The sequence below is a fragment of the Streptomyces ipomoeae 91-03 genome (assembly GCF_000317595.1).
GTDB lineage: Bacteria > Actinomycetota > Actinomycetes > Streptomycetales > Streptomycetaceae > Streptomyces > Streptomyces ipomoeae.
In genome coordinates, this window is the sequence record NZ_AEJC01000572.1 from 1 (window position 1) to 14108 (window position 14108).

Below are 14108 nucleotides of genomic sequence, written 5' to 3' on the forward strand. Positions count from 1 at the left end.
CCCCGCAACCCCAGCCACCCGAGCTCTCAGGCGGACCTGGGCAAGAAAATGCAGCCGCACTATTTGCAGCGGCAACAAAGACCCCGCCCTCTGTTACCGTGCACGTATGGCAGTGAACACGGCCGGTGCTCGGCTCGAGGAGCGGTGGCGGGACATTCTGTCGGTGCACGCTCGCACGATGTGCGAGATCGACAGGGTGCTGCATCCGCACGGCCTGGGCGCCAGTGACTTCGAGGTGCTCGACATCCTCGCGTCGGGCACGGCCGCCGCCGCGAGCGCCGGTGATCTGTGCAGGGTGCAGAACATCGCCGAGAAGGTCCACCTCAGCCAGAGCGCGCTGTCCCGGTTGATCGGGCGGCTGGAGAAGGACGGCCTGGTGGAGCGGTCGATGTGCGCGGAGGACCGGCGTGGGGTGTGGGTCGCGCTCACCGAGAAGGGTCGCGACCTCCACACCGAGGTCCTGCCCCTGCAGCGGGATGCCCTGGCCCGGACGTTGCCGCAGGACTGATACGCCCACGCGGTCTGCACGGTCTGTGATTCCGCCCGGAGTCCCGTCCGGGTCAGATGCCGTACCGCCCCAGTAGGGGGGCCACGTCGTGCGCGGCGAGGGTCAGGCCGTGGGGTGAGCCGGCGTCGATGGTGAGGGAGAGGTCGTCGTCGGGCCACTGGGAGGCGAGGGCGCCGAGGGGGACCAGGCGGTAGCGGGAGACGAAGGGCAGCAGTGCGGCCATGGCCGGTTCCGAGGTGAACACGGGCACGGCCTCTCCGCCGCCCGGCTGCTCCAGGACGGGCAGCGCCACGGTCGTCGGGTCGCTCGCGGCCACGTCGTCGGCGTCGTCCGGCACGGGCACCAACACATCGCTGCCGGCCAGGGTGGCCAGCGCGCCCCGGTCGCCGGTGTCGAGGGAGAGCGCGGTCAGCGCCCACTGGGCCGGTGAGGCGGGCTGCGACGCGATGCGGTCGCTGGAAGATATGTCCATGGAAGATCCCGGGTAGTGGCGGACGGGCCACCCGGGACAGGATCCGCCCCGGGCACAACGCCCCTCGCGTACCCGATCGGAACCCGAACATTCCTGTGCCCCGGCGAGGCGCCCGCTGTACGCGAGGGCGCGCGAGGGGGCACGTTCCGGTGAGACGTGCTCTCGCACGCCCCCTCAATCAATTACTCACCGTCACGAATCTCCGATACATATACACGGAGCGTGACGAAGCGAGGAGTAGTCGCGCGTCCCGGAATCCCATGAGAGAGGTCATCCATGCCCCTCGAAACAGCCACGACCACCGCGGGAAGCGCCGCCGCGGACGAGCGGGAGCAGCTCAGCAGCCTCAGTACGGAGGCGGCCCGCAATCTCGCGACCACCACCAAGTCCGAACCCCAGATGCGGGGCATCAGCTCCCGCTGGCTGAGCCGGATGCTGCCGTGGGTGAACGTGCCGGGCGCCACCTACCGGGTGAACCGGCGCCTGTCGTACACCCTCGGCGACGGCCGGGTCTCGTTCATCAAGACCGGCGCCAAGGTCCAGGTCGTCCCGGCCGAGCTGGGCGAACTGCCACTGCTGCGCGGCTTCGCGGACGGCGACGCGCTGGGCGCGCTGGCGGAGAAGTTCACGCAGAAGGAGTTCGAGCCCGGCCAGGTCATCGTGCAGGAGGGCCGCAAGGCCGACCATGTGTACCTGATCGCGCACGGCAAGGTGGAGAAGCTCGGCGAAGGTCCGTACGGCTACGAGACGGTCACCGGCCTGCTGGCCGACGGCGACACCTTCGGCGGGCAGGTCCTCTCCGGCTCCGGCAGGAAGTGGGAGTTCACGGCCCGCGCGGCGACCGCCACCACGATCCTCGCGCTGCCGCTGTCGGCGTACAAGGCGGTCGCCGACCGGCATGAGGCACTGCGCGCCCATGTGCAGCGGATCAGCTCGAACGGCCATCAGAAGGTGAACCGCTCCGGCGAGAAGGACATCGAGCTGAGCTCCGGCCATGTCGGCGAGGCCCCGCTGACCGGCACCTTCGCGGACTACGAACTCAAGCCCCGCGAGTACGAGTTGAGCGTGGCGCAGACCGTGCTGCGGGTGCACAGCCGGGTGGCCGACCTCTACAACGAGCCGATGAACCAGACCCAGCAGCAGCTGCGGCTGACCATCGAGGCGCTGCGCGAGCGCCAGGAGCACGAGCTGGTCAACAACAAGGACTTCGGGCTGCTCAACAACTGCGAGTTCGACCAGCGGATCTCCACCTACTCGGGCCCGCCGACCCCGGACGACCTCGACGAGCTGCTGAGCATGCGGCGCGGCACGCGCTTCATGTTCGCGCACCCCCGTGCGATCGCCGCGTTCGGTCGCGAGTGCAACAAGCGGGGCATCTACTTCGGCGGCATCGACGTCAACGGCCACCACCTGCCCGCGTGGCGGGGTGTCCCGCTGCTGCCGTGCGGCAAGATCCCGGTCACCACGGCCAACACGTCGTCGATCATCGCGATGCGTACCGGCGAAGACGACCAGGGCGTCATCGGGCTGTACCAGACGGGCATCCCGGACGAGGTGGAGCCGGGGCTGAACTGCCGGTTCATGGGCATCGACGAGAAGGCGATCATCTCCTACCTGGTCAGCACGTACTACTCGGCGGCCGTTCTGGTCCCCGACGCGCTGGGCGTCCTGGAGAACGTCGAGGTCCACCGCACGAACGGGTCCTGACGATGTCGTTGATCTCCCGGGCGGCGGCGCCCGCGGCGGGTCATGACGTGGCGGGGCTGGTCAGGGCGCTGCTGTCGGCGAAGCCGGCCGCGTCGGCGCGGCTGAGGCCCGTCGGGTCCAGGTCCGTCACCCGGCCACCGTCACGGCGCACGCTCCCCCTCCCGGTACCGCACGGCCCGGGCACGTCGGCGGCTCGGCTCGCGGAGGTGATGGCAGGCCGGGCGGCCGGGGCCTTTCTCCCGGCCTCCGCGCAGACCGGCGCCGTACGCGCGGAGGGAGCCGGTCCGTCCACCGCCGTACGTTCGCGGGGAGCCGGCCTCTCCACCGCCGTACGACCGTCCGGGCCCGCCCTCCCCATCGGGCCGACCGGTCTCGGTACATCGGGTGCCCGGCTCCGCATCGGCGGCGCGCCTCCACAAGAGGAACCCCCACAGCAGGACGCCGCCTCCGACAAGCACGTACGGCGACTGCACTGCCCTCCGGCCGTCCGGGACGACCGCGCCCTCGGTGAGACCGTCACCGAACGCCTCGTCGAGTGGGCCGACGAGGTCGGGATCTACCCCGGCCAGCTGGACAAGATCCGCAGGGCCGACTTCGGGCGGCTGATCATGCTGGCGCATCCCGAGTCGGACGACCCCGACCGGCTGCTGGCGGCGGCCAAGTGCGCCCTCTCGGAGTGGGCCGTCGACGACCACTATGTCGACGGGGAGGTGGAGGAGGCCCGGCACGACCTGCTGGGACAACGCCTCGCGATCGCCCACTCGGTGATCGACCAGGCCAACCTCCCACTGGCGTACGCGCCCCAGTTGGAGGAGGCCGTCCAGGCGGACCCCGTCTGCCGCGCCCTGCGTTCCGGTCTCGACGACCTCGCCCGGTACGCGACGACGACACAGGTGCGCCGGCTCCGCCATGAGCTGGGCATCATGTTCGTCGCCTACGGCCAGGAGGGCGTCTGGCACACCACGGGCCAGACCCCGCCGGTCTGGGAGTTCCTGATGCACCGGCACGAGAACAGCTTCATCCCGTGCATGGTGCTCGTCGACGCGATCGCCGGGTACGAGGTGCCGCAGGCCGAGTTCGCCGACCCCCGCGTCCGTCGCGCGTTCACCCTGGCCGGTACGGCGAGCGTGATCGTCAACGACCTGTACTCCATGGGCAAGGAGGACCCGACCGACTTCAGCCTCCCCCGGCTGATCGCGATCGAGGACCAGTGCTCCCTGGAGGAGGCGGTGGACCGCACCGTCGACATCCACAACGAGCTGATGCTCACCTTCGAGGCCGAGGCCGCCGCCCTCGCCGCGACCGGCTCCCCCGAGCTGCGCCGGTTCTTCGCGAGCACATGGGCCTGGGTCGGCGGCAGCCGCGAGTGGCACGCGAGCAGCGGCCGCTATGCCACAGCCGACTGACGCACCTTCGTCAAAGACCACCCACAGCAAGGAGTTCGCTTCACCATGCCTGTCACCGACATGGAACTGGCCGCGATGGACAAGGTCCTGCGCACCGAGTACCAGAAGTCCGTCGCCGACTACTGGAACGCGGAGAAGAACGCGGTCAACCTCCGCCTCGGCGAGGTCGACGATCTGTACCACCATCACTACGGCCTCGGCGACTACGACCCGTCCGTCCTCCAGGGCCCGGCCGAGACCCGCGAACAGCGCATGATCGAGGAGATGCACCGTCTGGAGACCGCCCAGGCGGACGTCCTCCTCGACCATCTCGGCACCATCAAGCCCGACGACCACCTCCTCGACGCCGGCTCCGGCCGCGGCGGCACCAGCATCATGGCCAACGCCCGCTTCGGCTGCCACGTCGACGGGGTGAGCATCTCGGAGCAGCAGGTCGCCTTCGCCAACGAGCAGGCCGCCCGGCGCGGGGTCTCCGAACAGGTCCGCTTCCACTTCCGCAATATGCTCGACACCGGCTTCGCCACCGGTTCACGGCGCGCGATCTGGACCAACGAGACCACGATGTACGTCGATCTGTTCGAGCTGTACGAGGAGTTCTCCCGGCTGCTGGAGTACGGCGGCCGGTACGTCTGCATCACCGGCTGCTCCAACGACGTCACGGGCATGCGCTCCAAGGCCGTCAGCAGGATCGACGAGCACTACACCTGCAACATCCACCCCCGGAGCGAGTACTTCCGGGCGATGGCCGCGCACGGCCTCGTCCCCATCAACGTCGTCGACCTGACCGCGGCGACGATTCCCTACTGGGAGCTGCGGGCCCGGTCGGAGGTCGCGACGGGCATCGAGGAGGCGTTCCTGGCCGCGTACAAGGAGGGGAGCTTCCACTATCTGCTGATCGCGGCGGACCGGATCTGACGTCCCGCGCGGGGCCCGGGTGATGGCGCACCCGGGCCTCGGCATGGTGAAAACGAACCAGTAATGGTGACCGACGCCCACGCGCTCGCCGCCGCGCCGCGCCTAGCGTGGCGGCATGCCGATGCAACCCTGGTTTCCCGCTGCCAAGCTGGGCATCTTCATCCACTACGGGGTCTACGCCGTGGGTGGGGCCGCCGAGTCCTGGTCCTTCTACAACGGCGAGATGACGCACGAGCAGTACATGAAACAGCTCGACGGCTTCACCGCCTCCCACTACGACCCGGACGCCTGGGCGGAGTTGTTCGCCCGCGTCGGCGCCCGGTACGCGGTGCTCACCACCAAGCACCACGACGGCGTCGCCCTGTGGGACACCGACCACCGCAATCTCGACGTGGTCCGGGACACGCCCGCCGGCCGTGACCTGGTGACCGGTTTCGTCGACGCGCTGCGCGCCCGGGACCTCAAGGTCGGCCTGTACTACTCGCACTCGGACTGGAACCACCCGGACTACCCGACCGAACGGCACCCGGGACCCCATGTCGTCCCGGCCAACGGCTACTCGCACGCCGAGCCCGGCCAGGAGGACCCGGAGGCCTGGGCGCGCTATCTGACGTACCGCGACGGCCACGTCCGTGAACTCATCGAGCGTTTCCGTCCCGATGTGCTGTGGTTCGACGGGGAGTGGGAGCGCACCGAGGAACAGTGGCGGATGCGTGACCTCGCCGACCTCATCCTCGCGGGAAACCCGGACACCGTCCTCAACGGCCGCATGCTCAGCTTCGGCGACTACGCCACTCCGGAGCAGGGCGCCCCGTTGCAGGCCCCGGACGGTCCGTGGGAGCTGTGCCTCACCATCAACGGCTCCTGGAGCCACCGCCCGCACGACCGTGATTTCAAGTCGGTGCGCCAGTTGGTGCGGTACTTCGCCGAGACCATCGGCATGGGCGGCAATCTGCTGCTCGGCGCCGGGCCCCGCGAGGACGGCACGATCCCCGAGGAGCAGATCGAGCGCATGGAGGGCCTCGGCGCGTGGATCGCGCGGCACTCCGACGCCGTGTACGACACCGTCGCCGGGCTGCCCGCCGGACACCACTACGGCCCCAGCACCCTGTCCGCCGACCGTCGGACCCTGTATCTGATCTGCTTCGACACTCCGCGCGAGACCGTGTCCGTACGGGGACTGCGCAATCGGGTCAAGCGGGCCACGGTCCTCGGCACGGGCACCGAACTGGGCCACCACGTCACCGGCGGCCTGGACGCCGTACCCGGCGTGACCTGGATCGACGCCCCCGGGGAGGCCGACCTCGACCCGTACGCGACCGTCATCGCCGTGGAGTTGGAAGGGGAGCTGGACCTGTATCGGGGGGCGGGCCGGAACTGACCGGCCGTGGGCGCGGACAGGGGCGCGGGTGTGGGTGAGCACCCGGCGATATGTCGGGTGGTACGTATAATCGCCGACATTCGACCGGAGGTTCGACACATCGGGGCATTCGGGGGGCGTAGTGCCGTGGGACGTGGCTCCGTTGGTGAGCCGGGAGGGGGAGCTGGCACGGCTCGACGAGGTGCTCGACCGGTTGGGCGAGGGGAGCCGTGGGCCGGTCGTCGTCGATGTCACCGGGGCCGCGGGGATCGGCAAGAGCCGGCTGGTGTCCGAGTTCTGTGGGCGGGCACGGGAGCGGGGCATGACCGTGCTGCGCGGGCGGGCCACCGAGTACGAGCGGCATCTGCCGTATCAGCCCCTCGTGGACGCCCTCGCGGATCTCGATCTCGACGCCGGGTCCGAGTGGCCGTCCCCGTTCGCCGACGGTCACCCCACGGACCGTTTCGCCTTCCAGCGCAGGGTGACCGATCACCTGGTGGGGATCGCGGCGGCGGGCGGCGGTCTGGTGGTCGCCCTGGACGATGTGCACTGGGCGGACCCGGCCTCCCTGGAGCTGCTGGACCATCTCGTACGGCATCCACCGCGCCGCGCGCCCGTCGTGATCGTCGTGGCCCGCCGTGAGCGGCAGACCTCGGCCCCCCTGGCCGCCGCGCTCTTCCGGGGTGTGGAGGCCGGGACGGTGCTGCGGCTGGAGCTGGGGCCACTCGACGAGCGTGCTTGTCTGGCGGCGCTGGCGCCCGGCGTGCCGTCCGGTCTCGCGGCGGAGTTGTACGCGGCCGGCGAGGGCAACCCGCTGTACTTCCTCGCGCTGCTCCAGGCCCGGCGGCCGGCGGGGCTGAGTTCACTGCTGCTGGACGAGCTGACGCCGCTCACCGACGCCCAGCGCAGGACGGCCCAGGCCATCGCCGTCCTCGGCGACCACGCGGCACCCGCGCTGGTGGCCGCGGTGACGGGTCGGCACGAGAGCGAACTCGACGCCGACTTCGGCGAGTTGGCCGCCCGTGATCTCGCGAGACCGGGGCCCGACGGCCGCTGGGCGCTGCGCCACCCGGTGCTGCGGGCGCTGGTGCACGACACCACCGACCCGACGCTGCGCACCCGTATGCACCATCTCGCCGCCGCCGAACTCGCCCGTATCGGGGCGCCGGTCACCGAGCGGGCGCACCATGTCGAGCGGTCGCTGACCGGCTGGGATCCGCCCGCCGTGGCCGTTCTCACCGAGGCCGCCGAGCAGGCCGCCGCCACCGCGCCCGCGAGCAGCGCCCACTGGCTGGGCGTCGCGCTCGCCCATCTGCCCGACCGGCCGGCGTACGGTGCGCTGCGGCGCGACCTGATGCTGCGCCGGGCCGAGGCGCTCGGCGTCTGCGGTGGGCTGCGGGAGAGCCGGGACCTGCTGCACGAGGTGATCAGTCTGTCGCCACCGGGCACCGGCGACGGCGTACGGGTCTCGGCGGTCACCCTGTGCGCCGTGATGGAGCGCCATCTCGGCCGCTACGCCGAGGCCGTGGCCCTGCTCCGCCGTGAACTGGCCCGGGGCTCGGGCCTCTCCACGGCCGAGACCGTGGAACTCGGCCTGGAACTGGGCTCGTCCGCACCGCACGCCAGCTCCTACCCCGACGTACGCGACGACGTGGCCCGCACCCTCGAACTGGCCCGGTCGCTGGGCGACGAGGTCGCGGAGGCGGGCGCGCTCGCCATCACCGCGCTCGGGGAGTCGTACGAGGGCAACACGGCCGTCGCCGCGGAGGCCGTCGACCGGGCCGCCGCGCTCATCGACTCCCTCACCGACCGTGATCTCGCCGGGCTGTGCGAGCCGCTCGCCCGGCTCGGCTGGGCGGAGGCGTTCCTGGACCGGTACGCCGACGCGGAACGGCATGCCGAACGCGGTCTCGCCATCGCCCGCCGGGGCGGACGCCTCTATGTGATGCCGCATCTGCTGCTGTGCAAGTCCCATGTCCAGGTGCAGACACTGCGGTTGCCGTCGGCGGTCGAACTCGCCGAGGAGGCGGAGACGATCGCCCGGGGTATCGGCAGCGACGAACTCCTCGCCTTCGTCCTCGCGGCCAAGACCCAGGCGTTGATCCCCGCGCTCCCCCCGGGTGACGGCGGAGCGCTCGCCGCCGAGGAGGCCGTCGCCCGCGCCGGTACGGGCACCCGCTGGTGGGCGTCCATCGCCTGGTGCATGCTCGGATACGCCGCGATCCACGCCGGTGATCCGGAGCGGGCCCGGGCCGCCGTACTGCGGGCGGGCGGGGAGGATCTCGGTGGGCTCCAGCCGTGTATGCGGCCGCTGTTCCTGGAGATCCTCGTCACCGCCGCCGTCGCCGTCGGGGACCATGACGAGGCCCGGCTGTGGGCCGAGCGGGCCCGCAAGGAGGCGGAGCACCTCGGCATCCCGGCACAGCGGGCGTCCGCGTTGCGCAGCCGGGCGCACATACCGCTCGGCGAAGGGGATGTCGCAGCGGCGGCCGAACTCTTCGAACAGGCCGCCGAGGAGACGGTCCGGGCCGGTACCACGATGTGGGAGGCGCATACGCTCCTGCTGGGCGCGCCCCTCACCGCAGCCGCCGGCCGCGCGGAGCGGGCCCGCGCCATGTGGGAACGGTCCCGGCGCCTGAGTGCCGAAGCGGCGCCCACCTGCTGGCGGGCCTCGCTGACGCGCTCCGGCCGGCGGTCGTCCCCGAGGCGGCCACACCGTCCGGCTCGGCCGGAGCCCCGGCGGCAGTGGACGGCGAAGAGGGAGACAGCGACCACGCGGGAGCGCACCCCGAATCGGCGTCCCTCGAACTGTCGTCCCTCTCGCCCCGCGAACGGGAGATCGCCGCCCTGGTCGCGGAGGGCTTGACCAGCCCCGCCATCGCCGAACGGCTCTTCCTCAGCCCGCGCACGGTCGAGACCCATCTCTCCCGCATCTACCGCAAGACGGGCGTCACCTCCCGCGCCGCGCTGACCGCCTTGCAGGTCCGCGACGAACTGGGGGTCAGCGGCGGACGGGCAGAGTGAGGGTCGCCGGTCGCAGTCCGGTGGCCCTCGCGACGAGGGTGAGGCGTCCCGGTCGCTTCGCCGGGCGGAGGATGGCGAGCGCCTTGCCGTGCCAGGTGTAGCGGCTGGGTCGTTTGAAGCTGTCGACGTTGTGCGGGTTGCCGTTGGCGACGCCGGCCAGCTCTCCCGCGCCGTCGATCTCGAAGGTCACCTTGTATGTCGCGTCCGGGCAGACCCGGCCGTGGCTGTCGACCACCTCAACGAGCACATGGGCGAGGGTCGCGGCCGGTGGTGAGGGTCTTGACGTCCGAGACGAGGCGTAGGGCGGCCGGGGCGCCGACCGTGCGGAGTGTCGTCCGGCCGATCTCCTTGCCGTCGCGCTCGGCGACGGCCGTCAACTCCCCCGGCTCGTACGGCACGGTGAAGGTGGCCATGGAGCGCTCGGGCGCCCTGGGGCCGCCGGGGACCTCGACGCCGTTGAGGAGCAGCCGGGCGCTGTCACCCGCCGTGTAGACGTGCACCGTCATGGGGTGGCCCGGCTGGACGTCGTCCCAGGTCCAGCCGGCCAGTTCGTCGAAGTAGCCCCACCAGAGGGCGACCTGCTCGGTGCCCGGCGGGGTGGGGCGTTCGACGAGGAGTTCCACGGGGCTGCGTCCGGTGACCGCGTCGCGCCAGTGGCTCTGCGGCTTGCGCTGCCCGATCAGGTCGAAGTCGCCGCAGTTCCCCTGGAAGTAGGGGTACGCGTAGCCGAAGCCACCCCAGCCGTGGTGCAGTTCCCGGGAGATGGACCAGCCGGGCATGACGCTCTGGTCGCCGATGGTCGCGCCGGTCCCCACGGGAGGGATGGGCGTCTTGCCGATGCCGGCCTCGCCGAGGTAGTCCCAGGCGGCCCAGATCCAGGTGCCGACGGCCCAGTCGTGCGCGTCGGCGAACCTGATGTCCTGGTGGATCGTCGCGGGGAACGTCTCGTTGTGCGTCATCGCCTTGTCGGGGTGGGCGGCGTGCATCTGTGCGTAGCCCTTGCCGTTGGCGTTGTAGTGCACGTCGCCGATGTCAACGTAGTTCCACGACGGGTCGTCCGCGGAGTGGGTGGAGCCGCCGCCCAGGGTGATGGGCCGGGTGGTGTCCAGGGTGCGGAGCTTCGCCGCGAGCTGGGCGCCGCGGTGGCCGCCCGTGCGGTCGGTGATCTCGTTGCCCAGCGACCACATGACCACGCTGGGGTGGTTGCGGTCGCGCAGCACCGTGCCGGTCAGGTCGCGCTCCCACCACTCGGCGAAGTGCACGGAGTAGTCCTCGGGGTTCTTGCCGGTGTCCCAGACGTCGAAGAACTCGTCCATCACCAGCATGCCCAGCCGGTCGCAGGCGTCGAGCAGCGCCGGGGTCGGCGGGTTGTGGGCGGTGCGGATCGAGTTGAAGCCGGCCTCCTTGAGGATCTCGACCCGGCGTTCCTCCGAGCGGTCGAGGGCGACGGCGCCCATCGGGCCGTGGTCGTGGTGGACATTGCCGCCCATGATCTTGACGGGCTCGCCGTTGAGCAGGAGGCCGGCCTCGCCGTTCCACTCCAGTGAGCGGATCCCGAATCTCGTGGTGACCGTGTCGACGACCCGCCCGGCGACCAGGATCTCGGTGCGCGCGGTGTAGAGGCTGGGTGAGTCCATGGACCACAGCGCCGCCCGTCTGACGGGGAGGTCGAGTTCCGAGACGGCCGTCGCGCCCGCGTCGACGTCGCGGGCGGGCGCCGTGCGTACGGCCACGGCCTTCCCGTGCGGGTCGAGGACGGTCACCCGCGCCTGCGCCGACGACGACGTGGTGCCGAGGTTGGCGACCGACACCTCCACATGCGCGGTCGACCGGCCGGTGCTCACCTCGGGCGTCGTCACATGCACGCCCCACAGGGGGACGCGTACGGGCCCGGTCACCGTCAGCCAGGTGTGCCGGTAGATCCCCGAGCCCGCGTACCAGCGGCTGTTGCGGCCGCTGTTGTCGACCCGGACGGCCAGGACGTTCGTGCCCGTCGGGTCGAGGTGCGGGGTGAGGTCGTACGCGAACGTGGTGTAGCCGTTGGGGTGGAAGCCGAGGTGGACGCCGTTCAGCCAGACGTCGGCGTTCTGGTACACCCCGTCGAACCGCAGCTCGATATGTGACCGGCGGCCGTGGGCGGGATCCGCGATCTCGAAGTGCTTGCGGTACCAGCCGACGCCGCCGACCGTGTAGCCGATCGAGCCGCCGTTCTCGCTGCGTCGCGGGTCGAACGGTCCGATCACCTGGGGCGGGGTGGGCCACGCCGGGTCGGGTTCCTTGGGCACCAGGAGGGACGGGAAGCTGGTCGCGCCGCCGTCGGTGGAGGTGGCGTACGGGAGGTCCTCGATGCTCCAGTCGTGCGGAAGGTCGAGGGTGCGCCAGGAGCGGTCGTCGTACGACGGTTCCTGGGCGCCGTCGGCGTCGCCGCGTAAGAAGAGCCAGCCTTCGTCGAACGACCGCTCCCGTGACCGACCGGTCGCGGACGACACGTCCGCCTCGGTCGCGGCGGCCGACCGGACCGACTGCTGGACGCCCAGCGCCACCGCACCCGCTGCCGTCGCGCCGAACTGCAGTGCCCTCCGCCGCGTCAACGCGCCGGTCTCCCTCATCGCCATTCCTTGTCACCTCTCCATGAAAGTTCGACATGTCGAACTTCGAGCAGAATGCTGAACTGGCATAGACATGACAGAAAGCCTCCCGACGACACGTCAAGACACCTGCCGTCAAACATGAGGGCCCGGATCGAGTTGCAGGAGGAGAGCCGAGTACATAAATGCACCCTTTTGCGAATACCTGTCGCGCCTGTCAGCATCGAAGAGGGGACACCCGACACGAGGAGACACCGGAGACCCCGTGGCAGCGGAGCGGAGCGACGGCCCCCGAGAGGAATTCGTCGAGGCCCTGGTGGAACTGCACGCCGACGCGTCAGTGGGCGCGTTGGCCGAGTGGGGCACCGGGCACGGCATCACGGTGACACCCATGGCCGCCGGCGTTCTTCTCACGGGAACCGGCGGGCGGTTCGCCGAGGCCTTCGGCGACGCCCCGGGGGACCGTACGCAACCTCGGTCGCTTCCCGTCCCCCAGGCGCTCCGGGACACCGTACGGTCCGTCACCGTACTGCCCCTGCCGACTCTCGGCGTGGACACCCCCTCCCCGGACTGAGCGACGACCGTCCGGTCGCCCTCCCCCAAGGCGACTCTGGAGGACCGATGACGCTTCCGATGACACCCCGGTACGGGCAACCCGCGCCGGAGACCGTGTACGGCTATGTGTCCGCCCGATCGTTGGGCGGGGTGCCGATGACCGAGGCCACGCACTGGGACTCGGCCCAGCCCTTCCATGCCGACGCGGAGAGTCGGCAACGCGCCGAGGACTACGCCGAGGCGGCCGGACTGACCATCACGGCCGAGAGCCGGCTGGGGTTCGCGGTGAGCGGCCCACCAGAGGCGTACGAGGAACTGACCGGCGGCCGGATCGAGACCTACGAGGCCCTGCGCCAGGTCGAGATGGACCACATCCGCTATGTGACGCAACTCGACATCGTGGGCGACCGCCAGCCCGAGGCCCGTGGGGTGGGCGATGTGCCCGGCACCGACGCGATCGAGGCCGTGGCCCTGGAGTCGCCGCGTACGCCCGCGCGCCTCGTGCCCTCGGCCCAGCCGCCGAACGTCGACAAGTTCCACCTCCGACTGCCCGGCGACGTCGCCATGCTGCTCGGCGCCACCCGGGCCCACGCCCGGGGCGAGGTGGGCGCCGGAGTGCCAGTCGCCATGGTGGACACCGGGCAGTTCCCGCACACCTATTTCTCCGTGCACGGCTACGACGTCCGCCCCACGGTCGCCGTCCTGCCGGGCACCAGTCCGGTGCAGGACCCCATCGGGCACGGCACCGGCGAATCGGCCAACATCTTCGCCGTGGCACCCGGAGCCGAACTCCACCCCTACCGGGCCAGCGACAACCACGGCAGTCTGACCGGCGCCTACACGGCCTTCATCCGCGCGAAGGCGGACCGCCCGCAGGTGCTCACGAACTCCTGGGGCGGAGCGCGGACGTTCCCACCCGTGGGACCGCCCTCGCCGAACGACAACGTGTTCGCACTGGAGATCCAGGACGCGCTGGAGCAGGGCATCACCGTGGTCTTCTCGGCCATGAACGGACAGTTCGCGATGGAACCGCAGGTGCCCGGTGTGCTGTCCGTCGGCGGTGTGTACGTGGGACCGGGCCTTGAGCTGCGGGCCTCGGACTACGCGAGCGGCTACGCCAGCCCGTGGTTCGAGGGCGTCGTCGTACCCGTCGTCTCCGGACTGGTCGGCATGCGGCCCCGGGCGCAGTACCTCATGCTGCCGGTGCCCCCCGGCTGCGCGCTCGACGTGTCCGAGAGCCGCGCGCAGCTCGACGGACGGCTGCCCGACCCCGGTGACGGTACGGCGGAGGACGACGGATGGGCGCTGTTCTCCGGTACGTCGGCGGCGGCGCCCCAGGTCGCGGGGGCGGCGGCGGTGCTGCTCGGCGCCCGCCCCGGGCTCACCCCCGCCCAGGTCATCGAGGCGCTCGTCGAGACCGCGGTCGACGTCACCATCGGCACCAACCATCCAAGATTCAACCGCCAGGCCCGGTTCGGCCCCGACGAGGCCACGGGCGCGGGTCTGGTGAACGTCGACGCGGCGCTGTCCTACGTCCGCGACCACTTCCCGTAGCGGTCCGCGAGCGAACGAG

Annotated in this window: 10 protein-coding genes and 1 pseudogene; 8 read left to right on the top strand and 3 right to left on the bottom strand. The window is 71.1% G+C overall.

All coding sequences use genetic code 11. The annotated features are described in order from the left end of the window. The first annotated feature begins 106 nt into the window (after nucleotides 1-106). Nucleotides 107-508, top strand: coding sequence for a MarR family winged helix-turn-helix transcriptional regulator (locus STRIP9103_RS37075; RefSeq protein ID WP_009333301.1), 402 nt, complete (start codon nucleotides 107-109; stop codon nucleotides 506-508). A gap of 52 nt (nucleotides 509-560) precedes the next feature. Here STRIP9103_RS37075 and STRIP9103_RS37080 read toward each other — a convergent pair whose 3' ends face one another. Beyond that, complete coding sequence (locus tag STRIP9103_RS37080; protein WP_009333271.1) at nucleotides 561-980, bottom strand: SseB family protein; 420 nt, start codon at nucleotides 978-980, stop codon at nucleotides 561-563. A gap of 276 nt (nucleotides 981-1256) precedes the next feature. Here STRIP9103_RS37080 and STRIP9103_RS37085 point away from each other — a divergent pair, with 276 nt between their 5' ends. The 5 genes and pseudogenes from STRIP9103_RS37085 (at nucleotide 1257) to STRIP9103_RS37105 (ending at nucleotide 9392) form a co-directional block, all read left to right on the top strand. After that, entirely contained in the window at nucleotides 1257-2687 is a 1431-nt protein-coding gene (locus STRIP9103_RS37085; RefSeq protein ID WP_009333261.1) for a family 2B encapsulin nanocompartment shell protein, read from the top strand. A gap of 2 nt (nucleotides 2688-2689) precedes the next feature. Next, complete coding sequence (locus tag STRIP9103_RS37090; RefSeq protein WP_048821660.1) at nucleotides 2690-4093, top strand: family 2 encapsulin nanocompartment cargo protein terpene cyclase; 1404 nt, start codon at nucleotides 2690-2692, stop codon at nucleotides 4091-4093. A 45-nt stretch (nucleotides 4094-4138) separates the two neighbouring features. Beyond that, the gene (locus STRIP9103_RS37095) at nucleotides 4139-5008 is read left to right on the top strand and encodes a geranyl diphosphate 2-C-methyltransferase (RefSeq protein WP_009333279.1); all 870 of its coding nucleotides are present in this window, start codon (nucleotides 4139-4141) and stop codon (nucleotides 5006-5008) included. 115 nt (nucleotides 5009-5123) lie between these two features. Further along, complete coding sequence (locus tag STRIP9103_RS37100) at nucleotides 5124-6389, top strand: alpha-L-fucosidase (RefSeq protein WP_009333257.1); 1266 nt, start codon at nucleotides 5124-5126, stop codon at nucleotides 6387-6389. Nucleotides 6390-6522: 133 nt separating this feature from the next. Continuing rightward, nucleotides 6523-9392, top strand: a pseudogene (locus STRIP9103_RS37105) (helix-turn-helix transcriptional regulator). On the opposite strand, the gene STRIP9103_RS37110 reads toward STRIP9103_RS37105, so the two are convergent. Beyond that, complete coding sequence (locus STRIP9103_RS37110; protein ID WP_141580538.1) at nucleotides 9370-9639, bottom strand: hypothetical protein; 270 nt, start codon at nucleotides 9637-9639, stop codon at nucleotides 9370-9372. The pseudogene STRIP9103_RS37105 and the gene STRIP9103_RS37110 overlap by 23 nt on opposite strands. Next, nucleotides 9629-12001 carry a glycoside hydrolase family 2 TIM barrel-domain containing protein gene (locus tag STRIP9103_RS37115; protein ID WP_009333297.1) on the bottom strand — a complete coding sequence of 791 codons (2373 nt, stop codon included), beginning with the start codon at nucleotides 11999-12001 and terminating at the stop codon, nucleotides 9629-9631. Before STRIP9103_RS37115 ends, STRIP9103_RS37110 begins: the two co-directional genes overlap by 11 nt. Before the next feature lie 244 nt (nucleotides 12002-12245). On the opposite strand from STRIP9103_RS37115, the gene STRIP9103_RS50320 reads away from it, so the two are divergent. After that, nucleotides 12246-12554 (top strand): hypothetical protein, encoded by a 309-nt coding sequence (locus STRIP9103_RS50320; RefSeq protein WP_009333307.1) that lies wholly within the window; start codon nucleotides 12246-12248, stop codon nucleotides 12552-12554. 47 nt (nucleotides 12555-12601) lie between these two features. Continuing rightward, entirely contained in the window at nucleotides 12602-14089 is a 1488-nt protein-coding gene (locus STRIP9103_RS53230; RefSeq protein ID WP_009333289.1) for a S8 family serine peptidase, read from the top strand. Nucleotides 14090-14108 lie beyond the last annotated feature (19 nt).

Coding starts and splice junctions, on each gene's coding strand:
- STRIP9103_RS37075 (WP_009333301.1), top strand. CDS start 107: ATGGCAGTGAACACGGCCGGTGCTCGGCTCGAGGAGCGGTGGCGGGAC.
- STRIP9103_RS37080 (WP_009333271.1), bottom strand. CDS start 980: ATGGACATATCTTCCAGCGACCGCATCGCGTCGCAGCCCGCCTCACCG.
- STRIP9103_RS37085 (WP_009333261.1), top strand. CDS start 1,257: ATGCCCCTCGAAACAGCCACGACCACCGCGGGAAGCGCCGCCGCGGAC.
- STRIP9103_RS37090 (WP_048821660.1), top strand. CDS start 2,690: ATGTCGTTGATCTCCCGGGCGGCGGCGCCCGCGGCGGGTCATGACGTG.
- STRIP9103_RS37095 (WP_009333279.1), top strand. CDS start 4,139: ATGCCTGTCACCGACATGGAACTGGCCGCGATGGACAAGGTCCTGCGC.
- STRIP9103_RS37100 (WP_009333257.1), top strand. CDS start 5,124: ATGCCGATGCAACCCTGGTTTCCCGCTGCCAAGCTGGGCATCTTCATC.
- STRIP9103_RS37115 (WP_009333297.1), bottom strand. CDS start 12,001: ATGAGGGAGACCGGCGCGTTGACGCGGCGGAGGGCACTGCAGTTCGGC.
- STRIP9103_RS53230 (WP_009333289.1), top strand. CDS start 12,602: ATGACGCTTCCGATGACACCCCGGTACGGGCAACCCGCGCCGGAGACC.